The 21,226-nt window shown below is 57.5% G+C and carries 23 protein-coding genes; 7 read left to right on the top strand and 16 right to left on the bottom strand.

Translation table 11 applies throughout. The annotated features are described in order from the left end of the window. Positions 1-6 precede the first annotated feature (6 nt). From ELR57_RS05360 to rnhA, 3 genes are all read right to left on the bottom strand, one after another. Positions 7-723: a hypothetical protein gene (locus ELR57_RS05360; protein WP_126957996.1), complete on the bottom strand. Its 717-nt coding sequence runs from the start codon at positions 721-723 to the stop codon at positions 7-9. A 7-nt stretch (positions 724-730) separates the two neighbouring features. After that, a complete protein-coding gene (locus tag ELR57_RS05355) occupies positions 731-2,002 on the bottom strand; it encodes a M48 family metallopeptidase (RefSeq protein ID WP_126957995.1) in 1,272 nt (423 codons plus the stop codon). 82 nt (positions 2,003-2,084) lie between these two features. After that, a complete protein-coding gene (gene rnhA, locus ELR57_RS05350) occupies positions 2,085-2,747 on the bottom strand; it encodes a ribonuclease H (protein WP_126957994.1) in 663 nt (220 codons plus the stop codon). A 195-nt stretch (positions 2,748-2,942) separates the two neighbouring features. Between rnhA and ELR57_RS05345 the strand changes: the two genes are divergently transcribed. Continuing rightward, complete coding sequence (locus tag ELR57_RS05345) at positions 2,943-3,872, top strand: AEC family transporter (RefSeq protein ID WP_126957993.1); 930 nt, start codon at positions 2,943-2,945, stop codon at positions 3,870-3,872. 725 nt (positions 3,873-4,597) lie between these two features. Here ELR57_RS05345 and ELR57_RS05340 read toward each other — a convergent pair. The 3 genes from ELR57_RS05340 to ELR57_RS28040 form a co-directional block, all read right to left on the bottom strand. Further along, on the bottom strand, positions 4,598-4,822 hold the full coding sequence (locus tag ELR57_RS05340) for a DUF1450 domain-containing protein (RefSeq protein ID WP_126957992.1): 225 nt from the start codon (positions 4,820-4,822) through the stop codon (positions 4,598-4,600). A 91-nt stretch (positions 4,823-4,913) separates the two neighbouring features. Then, positions 4,914-5,060: a hypothetical protein gene (locus ELR57_RS28045; RefSeq protein WP_192896522.1), complete on the bottom strand. Its 147-nt coding sequence runs from the start codon at positions 5,058-5,060 to the stop codon at positions 4,914-4,916. Beyond that, a complete protein-coding gene (locus ELR57_RS28040; protein WP_192896521.1) occupies positions 5,057-5,284 on the bottom strand; it encodes a hypothetical protein in 228 nt (75 codons plus the stop codon). The genes ELR57_RS28045 and ELR57_RS28040 overlap by 4 nt, the downstream gene beginning before the upstream one ends. A gap of 27 nt (positions 5,285-5,311) precedes the next feature. Here ELR57_RS28040 and ELR57_RS05330 point away from each other — a divergent pair, with 27 nt between their 5' ends. Further along, positions 5,312-6,172 carry a metallophosphoesterase gene (locus tag ELR57_RS05330; protein WP_126957990.1) on the top strand — a complete coding sequence of 287 codons (861 nt, stop codon included), beginning with the start codon at positions 5,312-5,314 and terminating at the stop codon, positions 6,170-6,172. Positions 6,173-6,250: 78 nt separating this feature from the next. Here the strand turns inward: ELR57_RS05330 and ELR57_RS05325 are convergent, their stop codons facing one another. From ELR57_RS05325 to ELR57_RS05305, 5 genes are all read right to left on the bottom strand, one after another. Beyond that, a complete protein-coding gene (locus tag ELR57_RS05325; protein WP_126957989.1) occupies positions 6,251-6,619 on the bottom strand; it encodes an IDEAL domain-containing protein in 369 nt (122 codons plus the stop codon). 181 nt (positions 6,620-6,800) lie between these two features. After that, the gene (locus ELR57_RS05320) at positions 6,801-7,613 is read right to left on the bottom strand and encodes an alpha/beta hydrolase (RefSeq protein WP_126957988.1); all 813 of its coding nucleotides are present in this window, start codon (positions 7,611-7,613) and stop codon (positions 6,801-6,803) included. 229 nt (positions 7,614-7,842) lie between these two features. Continuing rightward, complete coding sequence (locus ELR57_RS05315; protein ID WP_238162412.1) at positions 7,843-8,565, bottom strand: class I SAM-dependent methyltransferase; 723 nt, start codon at positions 8,563-8,565, stop codon at positions 7,843-7,845. Positions 8,566-8,574: 9 nt separating this feature from the next. After that, on the bottom strand, positions 8,575-9,030 hold the full coding sequence (locus tag ELR57_RS05310; protein WP_126957987.1) for a GNAT family N-acetyltransferase: 456 nt from the start codon (positions 9,028-9,030) through the stop codon (positions 8,575-8,577). A gap of 167 nt (positions 9,031-9,197) precedes the next feature. Next, a complete protein-coding gene (locus ELR57_RS05305; RefSeq protein WP_126957986.1) occupies positions 9,198-10,142 on the bottom strand; it encodes an acetylxylan esterase in 945 nt (314 codons plus the stop codon). Between the two features lie 316 nt (positions 10,143-10,458). Here ELR57_RS05305 and yyaC point away from each other — a divergent pair, with 316 nt between their 5' ends. Then, positions 10,459-11,025 carry a spore protease YyaC gene (gene yyaC / locus ELR57_RS05300; protein WP_126957985.1) on the top strand — a complete coding sequence of 189 codons (567 nt, stop codon included), beginning with the start codon at positions 10,459-10,461 and terminating at the stop codon, positions 11,023-11,025. 5 nt (positions 11,026-11,030) lie between these two features. Next, positions 11,031-12,131: a CapA family protein gene (locus ELR57_RS05295; protein WP_126957984.1), complete on the top strand. Its 1,101-nt coding sequence runs from the start codon at positions 11,031-11,033 to the stop codon at positions 12,129-12,131. Positions 12,132-12,219: 88 nt separating this feature from the next. On the opposite strand, the gene ELR57_RS05290 is transcribed toward ELR57_RS05295, so the two are convergent. Beyond that, a complete protein-coding gene (locus ELR57_RS05290; RefSeq protein ID WP_126957983.1) occupies positions 12,220-13,089 on the bottom strand; it encodes a stalk domain-containing protein in 870 nt (289 codons plus the stop codon). Positions 13,090-13,270: 181 nt separating this feature from the next. Between ELR57_RS05290 and ELR57_RS05285 the strand changes: the two genes are divergently transcribed. Further along, the gene (locus ELR57_RS05285; protein ID WP_126957982.1) at positions 13,271-13,732 is read left to right on the top strand and encodes a hypothetical protein; all 462 of its coding nucleotides are present in this window, start codon (positions 13,271-13,273) and stop codon (positions 13,730-13,732) included. Between the two features lie 89 nt (positions 13,733-13,821). Here the strand turns inward: ELR57_RS05285 and ELR57_RS05280 are convergent, their stop codons facing one another. Continuing rightward, complete coding sequence (locus ELR57_RS05280) at positions 13,822-14,958, bottom strand: hypothetical protein (RefSeq protein ID WP_126957981.1); 1,137 nt, start codon at positions 14,956-14,958, stop codon at positions 13,822-13,824. Positions 14,959-15,046: 88 nt separating this feature from the next. Here ELR57_RS05280 and ELR57_RS05275 point away from each other — a divergent pair, with 88 nt between their 5' ends. Next, a complete protein-coding gene (locus ELR57_RS05275) occupies positions 15,047-15,988 on the top strand; it encodes a VanW family protein (RefSeq protein ID WP_238162411.1) in 942 nt (313 codons plus the stop codon). 2 nt (positions 15,989-15,990) lie between these two features. Here the strand turns inward: ELR57_RS05275 and ELR57_RS05270 are convergent, their stop codons facing one another. From ELR57_RS05270 to ELR57_RS05260, 3 genes are all read right to left on the bottom strand, one after another. Continuing rightward, positions 15,991-16,902: an EamA family transporter gene (locus ELR57_RS05270; RefSeq protein ID WP_126957980.1), complete on the bottom strand. Its 912-nt coding sequence runs from the start codon at positions 16,900-16,902 to the stop codon at positions 15,991-15,993. Positions 16,903-17,136: 234 nt separating this feature from the next. Further along, positions 17,137-18,231 carry a threonine aldolase family protein gene (locus ELR57_RS05265; RefSeq protein WP_126957979.1) on the bottom strand — a complete coding sequence of 365 codons (1,095 nt, stop codon included), beginning with the start codon at positions 18,229-18,231 and terminating at the stop codon, positions 17,137-17,139. A gap of 28 nt (positions 18,232-18,259) precedes the next feature. Further along, positions 18,260-19,072 (bottom strand): helix-turn-helix transcriptional regulator, encoded by an 813-nt coding sequence (locus tag ELR57_RS05260; RefSeq protein ID WP_126957978.1) that lies wholly within the window; start codon positions 19,070-19,072, stop codon positions 18,260-18,262. Positions 19,073-19,226: 154 nt separating this feature from the next. Between ELR57_RS05260 and ELR57_RS05255 the strand changes: the two genes are divergently transcribed. Next, positions 19,227-21,206: a glycoside hydrolase family 127 protein gene (locus ELR57_RS05255; RefSeq protein ID WP_126957977.1), complete on the top strand. Its 1,980-nt coding sequence runs from the start codon at positions 19,227-19,229 to the stop codon at positions 21,204-21,206. Positions 21,207-21,226 lie beyond the last annotated feature (20 nt).

The following is a 21,226-nucleotide window of genomic DNA, read 5'->3' as shown; positions in this document are numbered from 1 at the left end:
CCAGCCTTATGAACGGGCGATCTTCGCCTGAAGCCAATCCCACACCTTCTCCATCGTCAGCTCCAGGTTCGATCGTCCCGCTTCGTTCACGTAAGCTTCGCTCTCGCGGAAGTAATCCGCATGCCCGCCCAGGATTCCGATCGAATCGGAGTGTCCCGGGCCGTTCCGATCCCTTCGCCACCGCAACCACGATTGCTGACCCGCCGCTCGCCAACCGCCGAACGTGCCCAGGCGCGTGATCGGATCCAGCTTCATCTTGCCTCTGATCTTGCCGACTCCGTACAGATAAAGCGTCTCGCCGGCCAGGTCCGTCGGAATGCGGGATTTCGGCGATCCGATCTGAATGACGTAGATCGGGCTTTCGCCTTCTTCCCTGAGCGCGAATGCCGTATGCACGGCTGCCGTCCCGCCTCCGCTGTGCCCGATCAGAACGAGCGGCTCATGGGGCTGCTTAACGAAGGAACCCTCTCGGCGTTCTTCGTTGATCTCCCTCATCGCCCGCGCTCCGCCGATCGACTTGTGCATGCGGGAGAAGCCGAGGCGCATGTCGTGGTAAATCTCCCGAACCTGGACCAGAACGTTGCGGCTCCAATCCCCGTAAGGGTACAGCAATCGGGAATGCACCGTATGCCCCTCTTCCGCAAGCTTCTGATGCATGGCTGCGCGGAACCGTTCCATAAAGTTTGGCGAGGTCTTCACCCCTGCGAAAAGATAAAGCTTCAACTCCCATTCACTCCCCCTTGCTCTCTGCGAAACGCTCCGCCTTCAGAATCCGGTCCATGTCCGTCGGATGATCGTCTCGGAATAAGCGCACGAGCAGCGGCGGATTCACATCGCTCAAGGAAGCGACCGCCATCTGCTGATACATCTTGACCGCGCCTTCCGAGCTTCCGATCAGCTCGTAGCCGTAATCGTCCGCGGAAGCCTCCGCATTCCTTGAGATCGCGTTGCTGACGGGCAGCGACACGAAGCTGAGCACGGACATGAGCAAGAGAATGAGCGGGAGGGCATTCATATCCGCGATTCCCTTGATGCCGAATCCCGCGCCCCGCGTCCGCACGATCCAGGAATAGAGCATGCCTCCGATCCAGAGGACAAAGAAGGAGGAGACGACCGAGCCGACGACGCTCCATTCGAGGTGATGCATGACGTAGTGTCCCATCTCGTGGCCCATGATGAGCAGAATCGCTCTCTCGTCGAGATTTTGCAGCGTCGTATCCCACAGCACGATCCTCAAGGAGGAACCGACTCCGTTCACGTAAGCGTTCATGGTATTCGTTTTGTCCGACATATGGACTTCGTATACCCGATCGGCCGGGATGTCGGCCTTGTCGGCCAGCGCCAAGATTTTCTGTTCCAATTGCGGATCGCTCAGCCTCGTAAACTTATTGTAGAGAGGATCGATGACAACCGGCTGAATGAACATCATGAAAACGGTGAACGGAATGGAGAGAAGCCAAAGCTTCAGCCACCACCTTCCCCCGCGCGACAGGATCCAGAATGCCGCCGCGCTGACCGCCAGCATGGTCACATAGCCGACCGAGAAATCCACGGCTTTATCCCGAAGCCAGCTCAGCACCGGCTGCGTCGTGATTCCGTAGTGGCTGGACATCGTAAAGCTGAAGACCCGAAGCGGAAAATAAAGCACGAAAGCGATAGCGTCGACAGCCAGCACGTAGAGCGGGAATCGGACATAGATCGGCCACCCGGTCCGTTCCAGCCCGTTCTTCATGGTTCGGCCAAGTCCGGTCAGGAGAATAATGCCGTAGATCAGCCACTCCCACGGACCGCTCAGGAAAAAAATCCAATTGCGAACGGCATTGATCGATTGGCTGTCGCTCAGCTCCGCCGGAGTGAAGAAGACCGCCGGATCGGCCGGCGTTCCTTGGTAGGCGGCAGGCACGTTATTAAGCGACGTGTACCGAACGTAGATCGCCATCCCAACGGCATAGACGACAAATAGCAACGCATAGAACCCCAGCTTGGATCGACCTGTGCGCATCCCGCGATCTCCTCGTTCCCGGATGATGTTGCATGCTTTTTCGAAAAAGCCTTCTTCTGGGCAATAGCCTCATCTTCTCCCGTTATTTGCGGCCGTAATCCGCCTTGATCTCGCCCCACTCTTCGGTCTCCCACTTCAGCACCTTATTGGAGTAGGTATTGGTTCTCAGCCATTGCAGCGCCCGATCCACGAGCGTCCAGATCTCCGCCGTCGATTCGTTGCGGGCGAGAGTCGTCGCGACTTCTTTCTGTTTCACCCACTTCAGGGCGGTGCGGGAATCGCTGTAGACGGTCTTCGAGCTGCCCTTCTGCTTCAGGTAGGCCAATGCATGAACGATCGCAAGGAACTCGCCGAGATTGTTCGTGCCATTCGGGATCGGTCCTTGAGAGAAGATCACGTCTCCCGTCTGGGTGTCTACCCCCTTGTATTCCACTGGACCCGGGTTCCCGCGCGTGCCTACGTCCACGGAGATGCTGTCGTAATCGATCTCCGACGCGGAAGCCGGCTTCTTCGGCTTGCCGCTCTTCGCCGCGTAGCCAACCGAAGCCGAGGAAGCCGAGGAGGCTTTGCCCTTGCCCCAATGCTTCTTCCAACCCTCGCGATAGGCTTGCTCCGCTTCCGCCTGGGTCGAATAGGACTTGTATTTCGCGTCCGTATAACCGTTCACTTGGGCCTGGCAAGCCGGCCATGTCCCATAAATACCCGGTTGATGCCCATCCCATACGACATAATATTTATTGGCCATTCCGTAATCTCTCCTTCTTATGTAAAGCGCGTTCCGACTTCCCTATTCTACCATGTTCCGTCTTCCGTTGCTCTCTGTCTATAGGCACAGTCTATAGAATGATACAATCTTAATCTTAGACCGAGGAAGAGCCGTCGTTTATGATTATGAAAATAAAAGAAAGCGAACGTTAATCCGCTTTAAGAAGGGTTGCCCATGCTGCATTCGATCGTTTCGACGCTGCTTCAAGTCATCGTTCCGTTGTCCATCCCCGTCATCGTGGGAGCGCTGCTGCGCCGATTCAAGAACCTGGACACGAAGCCGCTGTCCGTCCTCTACCTCTACTTCTTAAGTCCCGCCATCCTGCTCGAGACGCTCACGACCGCGACGATCACGACCGACGATGCGGTCCAGACCGTCGTCTTCTGCCTGATCAATCTCGTGCTGCTCTGGCTTCTGGCCGCCGCGCTCGGGAAGCTGCTCCGCCTATCGGCGTCCGAGAAAGCGGGACTCACGCTGATCTCCACGTTGACCAACTGCGTCAATTACGGGTTGCCGCTTGTCCTGCTCGCATTCGGTCAGCTCGGCCTCGACAAAGCGTCGCTCTATGTCGTCGTCCAGATCATCCTGACGAATACGATCGGGGTTTTCTTCGCCGCCCGATCGCAATTCTCGATCGGCGATGCGGTTCGCTCCGTGTTCAAGCTGCCTTCGATCTATGCCGCGATATTCGCCTTCCTGCTGCGCGCGTTCGACTGGACGCTGCCGGACGGCTTGCAGAGCGGAATCGCGCTCGCCAGCGGAGCTTATTCCCCCGTCGTGCTCGCCATTCTCGGCGCGCAGATGATCAGCGTCGGCTCGGAAGCCAAGGGGAAGTCGAGCCTGGAATCGCGCACGTTCTGGGTCGGAATGGCCGTCCGGACGGCCGCGGCCCCGCTCATCGCCGCTTTGGTCCTATGGATGCTCGGGATCGGCGGAACGACTGCCGACGTCTTCTTCATCCTCGCGTCCATGCCGGTCGCCGTGAACGCCGTCGTGCTGGCCGAACGATTCGACGCGGCGCCGAAGCTGCTATCCCGGTGCATTCTATGGACGACGCTGTCTTCGTTCGTCTGGCTGCCGATTCTGATCAGCGTCGTGAGCTAAGGGGGTTCTATCGCTATTGCTTAACGGGATCGGGATTCGTCTCGCGGAGACGATCTCGAACGCGCACGCATGTTGGGTGGCGGAGTTAGTCTCATTGGAGACTAACTCGAGCATATACGCACGCTGGGGGGCGGAGTTAGTCTCATTGGAGACTAACTCGTGCGCGAACGCACGCTGGGGGGAGGAGATAGTCTCATTGGAGACTAACTCGTGCGCGAACGCACGTTGGGAGACGGAGTTAGTCCCATTGGAGACTAACTCGAGCATGTACGCACGCTGGGGGGGCGGAGTTAGTCTCATTGGAGACTAACTCGTGCGCGAACGCACGTTGGGAGACGGAGTTAGTCCCATCGGAGACTAACTCGAGCGCTTACGCACGCTGGGGGGCGGAGTTAGTCTCATTGGAGACTAACTCGAGCGCTTACGCACGCTGGGAGGCGGAGATAGTCTCATTGGAGACTAACTCGTGCGCGAACGCACGTTGGGAGACGGAGTTAGTCCCATTGGAGACTAACTCGAGCGCTTACGCACGCTGGGGGGCGGAGTTAGTCCCAAATGAGACTAATTTGAGTACGCACACACGCTCGAAGGTGGAGTTAGTCCCAAATGAGACTAATTTGAGGACGCGCACGTCCGCTGGGGGCGGAGATAGTATCGCTGGAGACAATTTCACAAAAAAGAGCCTCCCGAATTCGGGGGCTCCCGCTTTACCTATCTCTCGTTCTTTATCCGATCCGCTGCTTCAGCTTCTCATAGAGCAGCTCCGGCGTCTTCGCCCTAACCAGCTCCGTCTTGCCGATGCGAGCCATGCATACTCTTGAGCATGCCCCGCAGCTGCCGATGCAATCCTTCTTCTTGTGCTTGTAATCGGGAAACTCGTTCTTCATCGCTTTGTAGACGGACTTCGAGCCCAGCTTGAAGTTCCTGCAGCAATACTTGATCTTGACCATTCCTCATCCGTCCTTCGCGCTTCATCTCGAAGATCCCTCCTTCAAATGATAAGTATTCTCAATGGATGTGTCAATGAAAATAATTCTCACTTTATCCGATCTGCCGAAGTGCCATCGTCCGGGAAGTCTCCTCTTCCTCTTCCTCTTCCTCTTCCTCTTCCTCTTCCTCTTCCTCTTCCTCTTCCTCTTCCTCTTCCTCTTCCTCTTCCTCTTCCTCTTCGGCTCTCTCCCTCCTCACCCTCTTCGGCTCTCTCCCTCCTCTCCCTCTTCTTGCTCTTCTTCCTCTTCTTGCTCTTCTTCCTCTTCTTGCACTTCTTGCACTTCTTGCACTTCTTGCACTTCTTGCTCTTCTTGCTCTTCTTCCCCCTCCTCCTTCCCCTCTCCCCTCCATTTTTTGTGATCGGCTATCATTTCTGGTAATCTAAAAAAATAGACTGACTTCGAGGACAAGAACACCGGCATTCGCCCCATGCAGAGAGGAGCTTTGCGATGAATGACGTTGTCCTGGTCATCCTGATTCTAGCGGCCGCTGGAGCGCTGATTGCCGCCTATGCCATCGCCGTCGAGCCGCGCAGGCTTAAAGTGACGCGGCATGAGGTACGTTCGCCGCACGTTCCTTCTGGCTTCGACGGCAAGACGATTCTCCAGTTCAGCGATGTCCATATCGGCCACTATTATTCCCTGAGGCGGCTTGAGAGGTTGGTCTCCTTGATCAACGATCTGAAGCCCGACATCGTGGCGTTCACCGGGGATTTGTACGACGCCAGAAGTCCGAAGACGGAGAGCGACCCTGCGGCTTCTCCTATTCTGGAACGGATTCGCGCGCCGCTCGGCAAGTTCGCCGTGTACGGCAATCACGACTTCGGCTACACGCGCAACAAGCGCACGTCCGGTCCGCTTCTTGCTAACGGAGGCTTCGACGTTCTCGTTAACGAGACGAGAACGATCGCTCTTCCGAACGGAGAAGCGATCTCTATCGCGGGCTTGGACGATTATGTAAGAGGGCGTCCGGATGCGGCGGGAACGCTGTCGCAGCTGCGCGAAGAGACATTCAATCTGCTGCTCCTTCATGAAGGCGATCCGGCGGATGAGCTTGCTGCGTATCCTGTCGATCTGCATCTGGCGGGGCACAGCCATAACGGCCAGATCTGCCTCCCGCTCGTCGGGGCCTTGCACCGGACGAATCTCGGCAGGGTGTATATCGGAGGCATGTATGCCATCGGCGCTTCGAGACGAAGAGATCGTCCCTATCGCCTATATGTCAACCGGGGGATCGGAACGACGACGTTCCCGATCCGATTCGGGAGCGTCCCGGAGATCAGCGTGTTCACCCTCCGGTCCGGCAAGTAAGAACAAGAAAGGGCTATTCATCTTCTCGGTCGGGATCGACCTCGGGATGGATAGCCCTGCTGCTAATATAGGCGCCCGTCACGAACGGAATACGATGCGATTGCGCCCCTTCGCGGTGATCGAAGCCGCGCTGTCTTGACGCTTGGCGCGGGAGCGAACCGACCCCAGCTTGGCCGACAGCTCCTTGAACCAGTCTTCATCCTTGGTCATCAACGCCATATCGATATAATTGAGCAGACCGCTCTCGTCGTTGCCGGTATAGCTCGGCAGCTTGCGAACGGATGAGTTCCGCAGGGCAATCGCGCTGCCGATAGCGGCTTCCCGATCCGAATCCGTCACGAAGATCTCCACCGTTCCTTGGCTGGCATGAACCGCTTCGATGAAGCCGCGCACCAGTTCTCCCTCGCTCGAATGCCCCGACACCCAATCTCCCACTTCAAAATTCATGATCGTCCACCGCCTTTTCGCTCTTTTTTAGAAAATTTCGAATTCATCGCTTAGGCCAGCCGTTTTGCAGCTTCGCTTTACTGTAATAATAATAGTTACAGTAGCGGATGTCAATGGGTCGGTTATGGAGAAAAAGCCGGACCCGGTCATCACCTCCGACGACGGGACCCGGCTTCTGGTTTTATCCTTCCATTGAGGCCATTCGTTCCTTCGCCTTGCGGCCGAACAGCGCCAGCGCCTCTTGGATATGAGCGTCCCAATAGCCCCACTCATGATCTCCCGGACCTTCCTCGTAACGATAATTAGGGTACCCCGCCTTGCGGATCGCGTCGCGGAATCGGATATTGTCCTCGTACAGGAAGTCCTCCGTCCCGCAGCATTGATAGAGCTCCGGAAGCTCCGCGCTTCCTCGGGGAAGCCTTCCGAGAAGCTCGAACAGATCGTCCGGGGACCCCGTCACGGCCCGCTCCCCGAAGATGAGATCGAAGGCTCGCCCGATGGCGGGGTTGCTGGGATTCGCCTTCAGCGCCGCGATGTCCAACACGCCCGATAGGCTGGCCGCGGCGGCGAAGCGGTCCGGATGCGTCAGCGCCCACTTGAACGCGCCGTAGCCTCCCATGGATAACCCGGCCACGAAGTTCAGCTTCGGATCGTCGGACAGCGGGAAGAATGACCGCGCGACCTGCGGAAGCTCCTCCGTCAGGAAGGTCCAGTACGGATCGCCGTATTCCATGTCCGTATAGAAGCTCTTGTGCGCGTTGGGCATCACGACGGCGATACCAAGCGAAGCCGCGTAGCGCTCAAGCGAGGTGCGGCGGCTCCAGATCGTGTCGTCATCCGAGAAGCCATGCAGCAGGAAGAGCGTCGGGTGCTTGCCGGCGAACGCTTTGCCCTTCATTCCTATCTGGTTGATCGTCTCTTGCGGTAGAATGACCGTCATGCTCGTGTTGATCCCGAGAACTTCCGAGTTGAATTGACATTGGATAAGCGCCAAAGCGAGTCCCTCCAAGATGTAGGCTTTAGTAGGTTTGGATGTTTGGATAGCCGAACAAAGAATACTATCGTAGATTTGGACGGACGATGTCAAGGAGGGCGCGGTTCCATTATCCGATCATTCGGTCATTCAATCATTCGGTCATTCAATCATTCGGTCATCCAATCATTCAGTCATCCAATCATTCAGTCATCCGATCTACCGATCATCCGATCCTTCGATCATCCGTCTAAACGATCGGCTCTCCGTTCTTCGTGCGCCACCATACCCCGGTGCATTCGGGAACGATCGCAGACCCTTCTTGTTGGATTCGGTCGCCCGCCTCATCTCCGAAGAAATCCCGGCATAGCTGCTCGGCTTGTTCGGCCGAATCGAACCGATAATCCGTTCTTATCGCCGTATGCTGGAAGCCATACGGCCCCTCCAGCGCTTGATAATAAGGCAGCAGGTATTCGGGAGGCATCGGCGTCTCTTGTCCGGTTCCCAACGTCTCCAAGATAATAACCGTCCCGTTCGGTCGAAGAACCCGATCGATCTCCCTCATGACTTGACGGATATCCTCTTGCCATCCCGGATTGTTCGAGCTTCCGGCATAGCAGATGCTCCATCCGGCCATGACCACGTCCACGCTCCGGTCATCAAGCGGAAGCCTCCGATAATCGGAGACGACGGCTCTCCAATTCGTCAATCCGAGATCGGTTAATTTGGAGGCGGTCTTCCGAAGCATGTCCGCGGCGGAATCGACCGCTACGACGCTATGGGCCAGCGATGCCACCAGCGTCGTCAGTCTCCCGGTTCCCGCTCCCAGATCCGCCGCATCCTTGCCGTTGAAGTCGCAGATGCCGAATAGCGTCTTCGGAATGTTGTTCAAGTAATCTTCCTTGGAGATCAACAGATCGTAAGGAGTCGAGATATGGCCATACGCATCGTCATTTCGTAACAGGCCGATCACCTTCCCTTGTCATAGGCTCAGAAAGTAATGGTAGAACTCCTCGTCCCTCTTGTAGCCCTTGCTCTCGTAAAGTCTTTGGGCTCTCACGTTATCGAGAGCCGTCGACAGCTCGAGTCCTTTGGCTCTCGTTCTCTCCGCATGCTCCTTGGCCGTTTGCAGCAGCAGCGAGGCGGCTCCGCGCTGGCGGTGCTCCTTCCGGACGAACAAATCGTTCAATACCCATGTTCTCTTCATGGAGATGGACGAGAAAGAAGGATACAGTTGCGTGAATCCGACATACTGGTTCTCTGCCTTGTCTACGGCGACGTATAGAACCGATTCCGAGCGTTCGAAACGATCCAACAGAAACCGTCTTGCCCCTTCAAGGTCCGAAGCCTGTCCATACCAGACCCTATATTCATCGAATAGGGCTGCCGCTTCCTCTACATCCGCAACGGTTGCTTGACGAACGATAATCCCGCTCATGACTGCCATTCCTCCCGATTTTATTTTGCAAACCCGCTCTTCTATTCTGCTTCAAGAGTGATCGCGGAGCCATGAATTCGATGACGGACTGTTTGGATTTCTTGCAAGCAAAAGAGAGGCCCAAAACCAAGACCTCTCCTGTCATCCGGTTTCTCTATCCTTCGGCTTCAGTCGCCCCTCAAGAAAGCGATCTGCTTGCTGAAGTGGTTCTCGCTCGTAAAATGGCCGTTGAACGGATAGACGACAAGCTCCTTGGGCGCATCGATCCGGTTGTATACGGCGAAGATGGTCTCCGGCATGCAGATCGTATCCTTCAGGCCTACCGACACGAGAAGCGGCGCCCGCAGACGATCCGACAGGTTCAGCAGATCGAAGTAGCTTAACGTATGAAGAACCGTGTCCAGATGCTCCGGATGATCGGAGACGAAGCCGGCGGCCTCGGTCAGAGAGCCCGTCGACTGGGAGATCCCGAAGTCCATATGGCACATGTTCGGCACGTCCGCAATCGTCTTATGAGGCACGTCGCTTAGCGCGGAGACGATCAGAGAGAGTCCTCCCCCCTGGCTGGTTCCGACGGTTGCGATTCGCGAAGCATCCGCTTCCGGTTGGCGCGAGACCCATTCCACGGCCTTCAACGCGTCCACGGTGATCGCCCGATAATAGCTTAGATAAGGATCCAACAGCCCTTGGTTCATCCAGCCTCTCGTCATTCCGTACGTCTGGGGAAGCAGGTTGCCCGTCTCCCCGCCCTGGCCTCTCACGTCGACGGCGAACACCGCGTAGCCTGCCAGAAGCCAATGGGCGTAATCTTCCGGATACCCCTTGCTGCCGGTATAACCGTGATAGATAACGACGCAAGGGAACGGCCCCGCTCCCGCAAAAGAAGGCACCAGGTACCAGCCGTGAATCGGCGTCTCGTCGAAGCCTTCATAACGGACGCGGTAATGCGTGATGTATGGCGATATTCCGTTCACTTTCTCTTTCCTATCTTTTAGCGGGCGCTGCGCCGCTTCCGTAAGCGTTCGTTCCCAGAACTCGTCCAGATCCTTCGGCGCCGTTCGGTCCGGACGGTAGCTCTTCAGCTCCGCCACTCTTCTCTCCAGATAATTCACGAATACTCCTCCGTTCTACTCCAGCTGACGACAATCCCTATCTTCCCTATCTTCTATCTTACCGGATTTCGGAAATTTCGGAAGCCGCCAGAAACGATTTCCGTCAGAAACGCCTTGTTTTCGCATTTGCCAGTCTCCGCCATTCCATAAACGGCGGCTTGTTCCGGATAATCCGACAGGAAAGGGCGCCGATCGCGCCCAAATCAAGACTTGAGACCTAAACTCGCCCTTCAGCAACTGACAGACTTTTTGTGATACGTTTCGTATCATTGAAGAAATTGCGACTTCTTGGTCCGAAAGGAGATACGATCGATTCATGCTCAGCTTGCCAACCGATAAGGCTCCGCTCAAAGTATCCTATACGGACCCTACCGCTTCCCTTCAAATCTCCGCAAGGCTCGCCCGATTCTTCCAGGAGCTGCACGACGGCAGGAGATTGGCGATCGTCTGTCTGGGAACGGACCGTTCCACCGGCGACTCGTTAGGCCCTCTGGCGGGAACGGTTCTTAGCCGATACTCCTCCCGTCGCTTCCACCTCTACGGCACGCTCGAGAACCCCGTTCACGCCCGCAATCTGGACGACACCCTGGTCCGCCTGCATAACGAGATCGAGCGTCCCTACGTGGTCGGAATCGACGCCTGCCTGGGCAAATCGTCGAGCGTAGGCTGCATTCTTCTGGGCGAAGGCCCCATTCATCCCGGCGCGGGAGTGAACAAGCAGTTGACTCCCGTCGGAGACGCCCACCTCTCCGCCGTCGTCAATGTCGGCGGCTTCATGGAATACCACGTTCTGCAGAGCACTCGCCTTCACGTCGTCATGTCGATGGCCGAGCTTATCGCGGCAAGCTTGATGAATGCCGTGAATAGCTCGCTGCCCAGGTGATCCCCATGAAGGCGCTAGGTTACGTTCTCATCTCTCTATGGCTGAGTCTCCACTCCTCCGCGGCGTCCCCGCTTCCGCATCCGGCGGCCGCCGCGAAAGCCTCTTCGTCTTCTTCGATCTTGGAAGAACCGTTAGCGGCAGCGGCCGACGCAGAGGAAGCTCCCCCTCCCGAGCTCCCGATAACCCTGAACTTGGTCGGCGATATCCTGCTGGATAACCCAATCGATTCCTATATCCGCAAATACGGAATCGACTACCCGTTCCAGCGGACGGCAGACACGCTTGCCAACGCGGACATTACCTTCGGCAATCTGGAGACGTCGGTATCCAAGCGCGGCAGCCCGGCGGACAAGCAGTTCACGTTCCGTTCTCGCCCCGAGACGCTCGAATCGCTCGTGAACGCGGGCTTCGACGGCGTGAGCATCGCCAACAATCACACGCTTGATTACGGCTTCCAAGCGCTCGACGATACGATTGCCAACCTTCAAAGCTACCATCTGGGGCATACCGGAGCCGGTCAGAACAACGACGAGGCGTTCACTCCATATGTGAAGGAAGTGCGCGGCAAGAAGGTCGCCATCATCGGCATCAGCCGCGTGCTTCCGTATGCCAGCTGGTATTCGGGTAAGAACAAGCCGGGCATTGCCCATGGCTATTCGATGGAGCCGATGATGTCCTACGTCAAGAAAGCCGTCAAGGACGCGGACTACACGATCGTGTTTATCCATTGGAATAAAGAGCGCGAGGATTATCCGGAAGACTACGCGAGGAGCTATGCCAAAGCCTTCATCGATGCCGGAGTGGACGCCGTCGTCGGCGCGCACAGCCACTGCCTGCAAGGGATCGAATGGTACAAGGGCAAGCCTGTCTTCTATTCGCTGGGCAACTTCGTCTTCACCTCCAAGACGGAGAAGAGCAGCGACTCGATGATTCTTCAGTTGGCCTTATCGGATTCGGAGATCGGAGCCAAGGTCGTGCCGGCCAAGATCGTCCAGACCCAGCCGAGGCTGATGGACGACAAGTACAACCAGGCCGCCTATGCCAAGCTCAACAAGATCTCCTTCAACGCGAAGGTTCTTCAAGACGGAACGGTCGTGGAGAAATAGAAGCGGCACCGAGCAAAAAAACGCATCGCAAAAGCCGGGAACGTGTCGTCCGACGCGTTCCCGGCTTTTGGCGGTTGTGCGGCTAGGATTAGTTGAGCGGCTGAACGGTCAGTCCGGAGCCTTCCTCCGTCGAAGCTCCGCCGTTGTCGTTCAACACGACCAGATAGAACAGCGAGCTCTGAGGCGGCAGGCTGCGCGTGGTGGCCGGACCGTAGTAGGCGCGAACCTTCGTGCCTTCCTTCAGATCCTTCCATTCCACCGGCTGGCCTTCCTCGTTGATGACGAACGTTTCCTTGCCGGAGTTCAGGACGAGGTCGGTCGTCTTCTCGCCGTTCTCCGCGGCGGCGAAGCTGACTCTCCAGCCTTCATCCGTCTTCTCGATCGCTTGGATCGCATCCTCCCTCACGAGACGGGAGATTCCGACCGTGATCGATGCGGCATGCGATTGGCCGGGATAGCTCATCGCCACGATCGGGCCGTAATCGGCATTGATCTCGGTGCCGGCCTTCAGATCGGAAGCCGCGACTGCCTTGCCTTCCTTATCCTTAATGACGGTATCCTTATCGGCGTACAAGATGATCCAGTTCGCCGCGCCGCGGCCCAAGACTTCCAGACGGTATTGTCCGTCATCCGTCTTCGTGACGGTCTTCAGGATGCCCGCGATATGCGCGTATTCGATCTGTTCTTCCTGTTGAACCTTGTTCAATTCGATTCTCTTCTCCGCGGAGTTATAGCTAACCTCGTAACCAAGTGCGGCAGCTTCATCCCGAATAGGAAGATAAGCTTGTCCATTGATATAGACCGGTTGAAGGTTCGTCGACTCTCCGTCTACCGATATTTTAACGTCGTTGCGAATCAGGCCGGTTACTTTATCGAAGACTCCGGTCGCTTGCGCCGCGGCGGACGTGCCAAGCAGGCCGACCAACGTCGCGACGACTACCCATTTTTTCTTATTCATTCGAACATCTCCTCTCTAATCTTGGTGCAGCACCCCTATAAACGCACAAGGATTTCATAAGGTTGCACCTGTCGCATAATTTTTCCTCCAAGCTTCCTTCCGGCATAAACTAAACGAACGTACAAGCGGCAATAGGTCAATGGAATACAATGAAGAAACAGGCGAAAGCGAGGTGAACGGCATGAGTTTACCAGCCCGCAGCAGATTAAGCGTTCGCGAGCAAGCTGCCCGAACGGCCGATGCGCCTGTCCTCGTTACTCTGACGGACGGACGCCAATACGTCGGCAGAATCCAAAGGATCTGCAACGGCCAGCTGTATCTAGCGGGAATGGAAGTGCAGAGCAAGCCGAAGAAAAGACAGCGGTCCGCCGCGAAAAGCTCGGCTAAATCCTCCCGCCGCCAAGCTCGGACGTCCGCATTTCTGGTTCCGCAGCTTCAGACGGGAGTGGATGAAGCCACCGCCGGCACGGTCCAGGCGGAACAGGCTTTAGCCTCCGCCCAGCAAGGAGGCGGCTTCGGCTTTGGCGGTTTAGGAGGGTTAAAGGATTGGATGGGGTTCATGGAGAAGGCATTGCCAATGATAAAGATGGGGATGGGCGTCATTAAATCGATTATGCCCCTGCTTGGCGCCTTGAAGATTTAAATCCCGCTTCGTCCGGCAGGCTGGTCTGCAGCGAAGACCCTTACTCGCCTCTTCTTCTCTGCAGGCCAGCGAAAGCCTTGTTTCAGCGCTTAAAGCTCTTCCGTCATCCGATGAATCCGCCAGGGGGCGGCCGGGGACAACCGGACGAATTCGAATCGCAGCGGCTTCGACTTCTTGCCTTTGCCAGACCTCTCGTAGGCGACCGTCAGCTCGCCTTCGGCGGTCAGCAGGTCCTCCTCGAAATGCATCCGTTCGGGCGACGCAGGACGGATAGCCAGGATGGTATCCGTTATGCCCAGCAGCCGATCCGTCTGCGCCTTCCCCGCTCTTTCCAGGAACAATCGCACCCATTCCCGATCCTGCTGATTCATCGCCTCGGACAAGCTCTCCGCCTGCGTGAGCGGGGTCAATCGCTGAAGCAGCGCGCGGGGCTGGCCGGCCGCCTTGAACACCATCAGCTGATGGGCCAGATCCGGCACCTCGGATTTGTGGGTCGAGCTGTCCAGGAAGTGAATGCAGAAGTGTCCTTTGAAGTCGTTGCCCGGAATTCCGTCTCCGCCGTGAGGCATTCCGTTCATCGAAGCCGCCAGCTGCCTTCCGTCCGCGCGGACCAGGATCGCTTTGCGGCGCCAGCTCCATCTGCCCTCGTAGATTTGCTTCATAATCGCGCTGTCTTCTCTCGATACCGGCTGCACGTCGGCATGATCCCTTCCCGCTCTTCTCTGCACGCGGAAGGACAAGCCCGTCTCCAGATCGACAACCGTAAACACCTTCAATCTCGGAACGATCCGGCTGGCTTCGTTCCAATCGACGAGTTCTCCGAAGTGGGCGCGGCTAAGTCTCTCCGCTTCCTTCCGCAGGAGAAGGGCGGATTCCCGCGGCAGCTTGACGGCCCCGCCATTGTCTTCGCTCCATAGATTGCCGGAGACGTCCATCCGATACAGGCTCGCCCTCCCGTTCTTAGTCGTCTCTACATAGAGATCTCCCAGCTCGGGAGCTTCTTCCGACGTGCGAGGAACCGCCGTTTCGAGCGTCTTCGCCAATTGGGAATCGCTCCACTTCTCATGCAGAGCATAGACGGCGGTCGGGCTGGACTTGACGAGGATTCGGACGGTAAGCTCCTTGGAGTCCTCTCCTCTTGCGATAGCGGGCATTGCGAGAATGCCGACCAATATGGCGAGGACGGCTTTTCCGACGAGAAACCGGCGTGATAAGGATCGGTTCATGCGAATGCGCTCCTTCCCGTAATAATTCGGCAGCCGAAAGGGGATGGTATGGAATCGGGCAGACAGGATATCTCATTCGAGGTGCTTTATGAACAATTGGCTATGGGCGTTAGGCGTAACAAGCATGGTTCTAGGCAGCGAACCGAACAGCGGCGTCCGGCCGGACACCATCTCTCTTCTGCACAATGGGGAGAAAATCGCTCAAGTGGAACGCTCTTCCTATACGTTGCCCTCATTCCCTCTCGTTAATCCGATTCGCATGGATGAGCTGCTGGCCAAGATAGACCGCAAGGTGCTTACCCCGCCGCAGAACGCGTATATCGGCGACAGCGGCCGAATCGTGCCGGAGAAGGCCGGGGCGAAGCTGGATTCGCGCAAATTCGCGGATCGGTTCCAGCACTATTACTACGGCGGCGGACAAGTCTCGTTCGAGATTCCGCTGAAGCCGACCTACGCGAAGGTAGACAGCGAGCTTCTCTCCTTGATTCGGGAGAAGCCCATCGGCCAGTACGCGACCTACTTCAATTCGAACAACCGCAACCGGGCCAAGAATATCGCTTTATCCGCGAAGGCGATCGACAATCGGGTGGTTTTTCCAGGGGAGAAATTCTCGTTCAACCAGACGGTGGGCAGGCGGGATTCGTCCAAAGGGTACGTTCGCGCTCCCATTATCGTTCGAGGGGAATTATCGGAAGGGATTGGAGGAGGGATCTGCCAGGTCTCCTCCACCTTGTTCAATGCGGCCGACCGGGCAGGCCTCCGCATTCTGGAGAGGTATTCGCACAGCCGCCACGTTCCTTATGTAATGCCCGGACGCGATGCGACCGTCAGCTGGGGCGGCCCCGACTTCGTCTTCTCGAACCCGTACAACCAACCGGTCTTGATTCGGGCATTCGCCGGAGCCGGCTCCCTCTACGTATCCATTTACTCCTCGGAGCAATTGGATTACGCGCCGCGTCACGTTCCGCGCATGTCGAGGCGGATTCCGGAAGAGATCGCGGTCGACGGTATCGAAAATAAACCTGATTGACTTTAAGAAGCAATGCGGAGCACCACGATGCCGCCCAGCGTCAGGACGATCCCGATCATCTCCCGGCGGCGCATCTCTTCCTTGAGGAAGAACTTCGCATAGCCGAGAACGATGGCGGCATTCATCGCTCCCAACGCGGACACGATCCCCGTCGTCCCTTGCTGGAAGGCGGGGATCAGGAACAGCATCCCGGCGATGTTGGTCAGGCCGACGGTCATGCCCCACCATAAGGTGCGGCTTGTCGTCCATCCCGTTGCGTGAACGCGGATGCCCCCATCCGCTTCCTGCTCCAGGCCTGCCGCCGTCTCCCGCTTGATACGGGAGGCGCTAATAGACCCGAATAGCCATTGTCCGGCGAACAGGAGGGTTCCCGTTGCGTACATAAGGATCAAGGTCGGCAGCGTCTCCCCTCCGCTAAGGGTGGACTGCTTCGACGTCAGGTCCGTGAAGCCGAAGAAGAACAGCGTAAGCAGTCCCCATTGCAGACCGCGCAGCTCGCCGTTACGAAGGTCGCTCGAATAGCGGATGGCGATAAGGCCGATCAGAACGACGACGAATCCGGCGAGCTGCCCGAATCCCAGCTTCTCTCCCCAGAGGAAGAAGGCAACGGACGCCACCACCAATGGGGGCAGAGCGGTCAATAAGGCGATAAGGGAAGCCTTGCCGACGGCATAGCCTTTGTACATGGATGCATTCGCCACGAACGAGAAGCTGCCCATCAGCACGCCCCACCACGCTCCGTCGGTCCATTTTTGCCCCAGTGCGGCATTGATAAGAATGGCCACCAGCATTCCGCTCAGATAGACGCCGAACAGCAGGGCATTCCTATTCAGCCTCCGCTGCGACGACCATTGATACAGAATCCCTCTCACTCCGAAGCAAGCCGCAGCCGCTATGCCATAGACGAACCACATGACGATGTCCTCCAAATTCTGTCTAACGCGTATTCAACATTCCAAAGTGTATTGCCCATTGGCGAACGAATTGCCTGTAATAAAAAGCAGACCGCCTGTTTAGGAGGACTGCTTTGGGTCGGATGAACATTGTTGCAAGAACCCCGTAACCCGACTTTATCGGGTTACAGCTTCAAAATCGACGCTCGCGCTCCCTGCAACCCGGCTTTATCGGGTTACAGCTTCAAACCAGAATCACTTGGCCGCAAGCTGCTCGTTCAAGAGGAGGAACGCCCGCCGCAGCCGATCCTTCGGCAGCGTCTCGTACAGGTCGCCGATGCTGATCTCGAAGGAGCAGGCTTCCTCGTTGACCGAATTCACGCGCGCCGTCAAGCCGATTCCCGTCTGCCCGTAAACCGCGATCAGCGCGGCCTCCAGCATCGGCGCCGGAACGGAGGCATGAACATGGAACATGTTCGTGACCGGAACGGCCGGGCGGGTCTCGATGGAGTCGACGCCGTTGTACAGCTCGGCCAATTCAACGGCTCCGCGGTAATACGACTCCATCTTCGGGAGTCTCCTCTCGAAGTAGTAGTCGGAGCTCAGGATGTACGGATACAGCGAGATCAGGTCTCCGCCGTGCCTTCTTTTCCAGATCTTCGACGCTTCCGTCAGCTCGGTGTCCCCGGCAAGAATCGCTCCGGCGATGCCGCCGATTCCCTTGTAGAAGCTCACGTACGCGCTATCGAACAAGCTGCAGATCTCCGCCGCCGTCTTCCCGTAATACGGAAGAGTCTCGAACAATCGCGCGCCGTCGAGATGAAGCTTGATGCCCTTCCTGCGGCAATAAGCCGCGATCGCTTCCAGCTCTTCGAACGAAGGCAGCTGCCCGCCGATCTCCCGCTGCGGAAGCTCCAGCAGCAGCACAGCCACTCCGTCCGGAAGCCCTCGCACATCCTCCAGAGTAATCAACCGATCCTTGTCGGCCAGCAGAATGGGCTCGATCCCGTGAAGCTCCTTCAGCCCGTCCTGCTCGTGAATCTCCAGGTGGCAGAGCGGATGGTAGGCCACCTTCTTCGTTCCCAAGCGGTCGCACCAGATCCGCAGAGCGATCTGCTGAGCCATCGTGCCGCTCGGGAAGAAGACGGCCGACGGCTTGCCCAGATAGTCCGCCAGCTTCGTCTGGAAGCTCTCGATGACCGGCCCCGTGCCGTATTGGTCGCCGACCGTCTCTCCGTCCACGCGGTCCAGCGCTTCCTTCAGCACTTGCACCGTTCTCTTGCCGTTGCCCGGAACTTGAAACTCCGTTTGATTATACGCTTCCAGGAGCGTTCTGCTCTCGTTCGCCATTCGTTCCTCATCCTTTCCTATGCTTGTATTATACATTGTTTAGCCGGGTTCGGGCGAAAGCGAGCCGATATTCCGTCGGCGTGACCCCGGAGAGCCGCTTGAACCACTTCGCGAACTGCTTATCGTCGTCGATTCCGATTCGGGCAGCGACCTCCTTCACGTGAAGACGCGTGCTCGACAGCAGTTCCTTGGCCGACTCCAGCTTGATCTGGTGAATGTAGCCCAACAGCCCGGAACCGAAGCGGCGCTTGAACATTCGGGACAAATAATCCTTGTTGTACCCCATCTGGTTCGCAATCTTCTCCACCGAGATGTCCCGGTCCAGCGCATGCAGGCGAGTCCACTCCAGCAGCTCCGCCAGCTCGGGGCTTAACGCTTCCCGTCCTTCGGAATCCTGAAGCTGTTCCGCCAATTCGATCAGAAGGCAGGTTAGAAAATAGTCCCCGGCCTGAGGAATCGAATAGCCGCCGTTCGCCGCATGCAGAAGCTGCCTCGCCAGAATGTGGACGCGATTCGGGTTCGGACAGCTGGCATAGCGCGGGATCCGAACGCCGGGATCCTCCCCGGAAGCGTCCGGTTCGGCGAAGTGGAACCAATAGAAGCTGACGCCCGGCGAAGACAGCTTGTAGCCTCGGTGGTGCTCGCCCGGCATCAGAATCAGGATATCGCCTTCCCTAACCTCGTATAGCAGTCCGGCCGCCTCAAGGAAAACGACTCCCGAGACTCCGATGATCAGCTCGCAATCCGTGATAATGCGCTCCGTGTGCGACCAGCTCTCGTCGGACAGGAAATGCCCCCCCATATGAAGCCGATAAGGTTCTCTCAGCGCTAAAGGCAACAATTCGCTCAACTCCTCTATCTATGGCCCAACGGAAACATGGTCAGTTTTTGACACCTATTATACCGGATCCGCTACCGACAGACCACCCTTGCCTCGCTTATGATAGAGGACAGAAAAGCTTGTATAACATTCCACTAACGGAGAGTGACCTTCCATGGCTCATCGCGTTGCCGCCCAAATTCCCCATCCGCTTGACCTGCGGTCGATCCGCATTCAAGACAGCTATTGGAGCTCTTACGTCGACCTGATCCGCCAGACCGTTATCCCCTACCAATGGGAAGCCTTGAACGACCGGGTGCCGGATGCGGAGCCCAGCCATGCCATTAAGAACTTCCGAATCGCGGCCGGCTTCGAGAAAGGCGAGTTCGGAGGCTTCTTCTTCCAAGACACCGATCTGTACAAATGGCTGGAAGCCGTCGGCTATTCCCTCGCGACCCACCCGGACCCCGATCTGGAGAAGGTCGCCGACGAAGCGATCGAGCTCGTCGCCGCCGCTCAGCTGGAGGACGGCTATCTGAACACCTACTTCACCGTCGCCGTACCCGGCCAACGCTGGACGAACCTGCTCGACTGCCACGAGATGTATACCGCCGGCCATCTTATCGAAGGCGCGGTTGCTTACTACTACGGAACAGGCAAGACCCGCCTGCTCGATGTCGCCAGACGGTTCGCCGACCATATCGACGAGCGCTTCGGCCCGAATCCCGGCCAGCTTCGCGGCTATGACGGCCATCAAGAGCTGGAGCTCGCCCTCGTGAAGCTCTACGAAGCGACGAACGAGCCGCGATATCTGGAGCTCGCTTCCTTCCTGATCGAGGAGCGCGGACAGGAGCCGAATTACCTCGTGGCGGAATGGGAGAAGCGCGGCAGAACGTCGGCTTGGGCGCCGGGAATCGTTCAGAAGTCGCCGCCGCACATGCCTTACCACCAAGCCCATAAGCCGGTTCGGGAACAAGAGGTCGCTTCCGGCCACGCCGTTCGCGCCGTTTATATGTACACGGCGATGGCCGATCTCGCGCTGAAGAAGGGCGACGCCAGCTTGCTGGAGGCTTGCAAGCGGCTGTGGAACAACGTGGTGAACAAGCAGATGTACGTGAACGGAAGCATCGGCTCCACCCATCACGGGGAAGCGTTCACCTTCGATTACGATCTGCCCAACGACACGAACTATTCGGAGACTTGCGCTTCGATCGGACTTATCTTCTTCGCGCGCCGCCTGCTACAGCTCGAACCGCGAGGCGAATACGGCGACGTCATGGAGCGCGCGCTCTACAATACGGTTACGGCCGGAATCGCCGGAGACGGCAAGCATTACTTCTACGTCAATCCGATGGAAGTATGGCCGGCGGCCAGCGAAGGCAATCCGGGCAAGCATCACGTCAAGGCGGTTCGCCAGAAGTGGTATGGCTGCGCCTGCTGCCCTCCTAACGTCGCTCGCCTGCTCTCTTCTCTCGGCCATTATATCTACACGGCGAACGAGGATACGCTCTATACGCATCTCTATATCGGAAGCGAAACGAAGCACTCGCTCGGCGGTCGCCAAGTGACGCTCTCGCTGAAGAGCAGCATGCCCTGGAGCGGCCATGCAAGCCTGAAGGTCGAAGCCATCGAATCCGCCGCGACGGGAACGTTCGCTCTCGCGCTGCGCGTGCCTTCCTGGAGCAAGAACACCGCGTTCTCGCTGAACGGCCAGCCGGTTCAGCCGATCATCAAGGACGGCTATGCTTACGTGACGCGGGAATGGCAAGCGGGAGACGAAATCTCCATCGAGCTGGATATGACGCCGCAGCGGATCTACAGCCATTCGCAGCTTCGCGCCAACGCAGGCCGTGTCGCGTTGCAGCGGGGACCGCTCGTGTACGCATTCGAGGAGACGGACAACGGGGCTCCTCTGGCTGCCTTGTCCCTCAAGCGCGACTCGGAGATCCGGCCAGCGGCCAGCGAGTGGCGCAGCGACGTGGTCATGCTGGAGATGGACGGCGTTCGCCTCGCGGAGCCTGCCGACCGGATTGCCTCTCTGTACGGCGACGCTCCTCCGGTCGAGACGCCGCAGAAGCTGATCGCCGTGCCTTATACGCTATGGGGCAATCGTAAGCCGGGCGAGATGCTCGTCTGGATTCGCGAGTCACGCTGATTGGATTCTAGCAGCGACCT

Source organism: Cohnella sp. AR92, from assembly GCF_003990975.1.
In the GTDB taxonomy this organism is placed as follows: Bacteria; Bacillota; Bacilli; order Paenibacillales; family Paenibacillaceae; genus Cohnella.
This window is presented reverse-complemented; position numbering and strand designations above follow the sequence as displayed.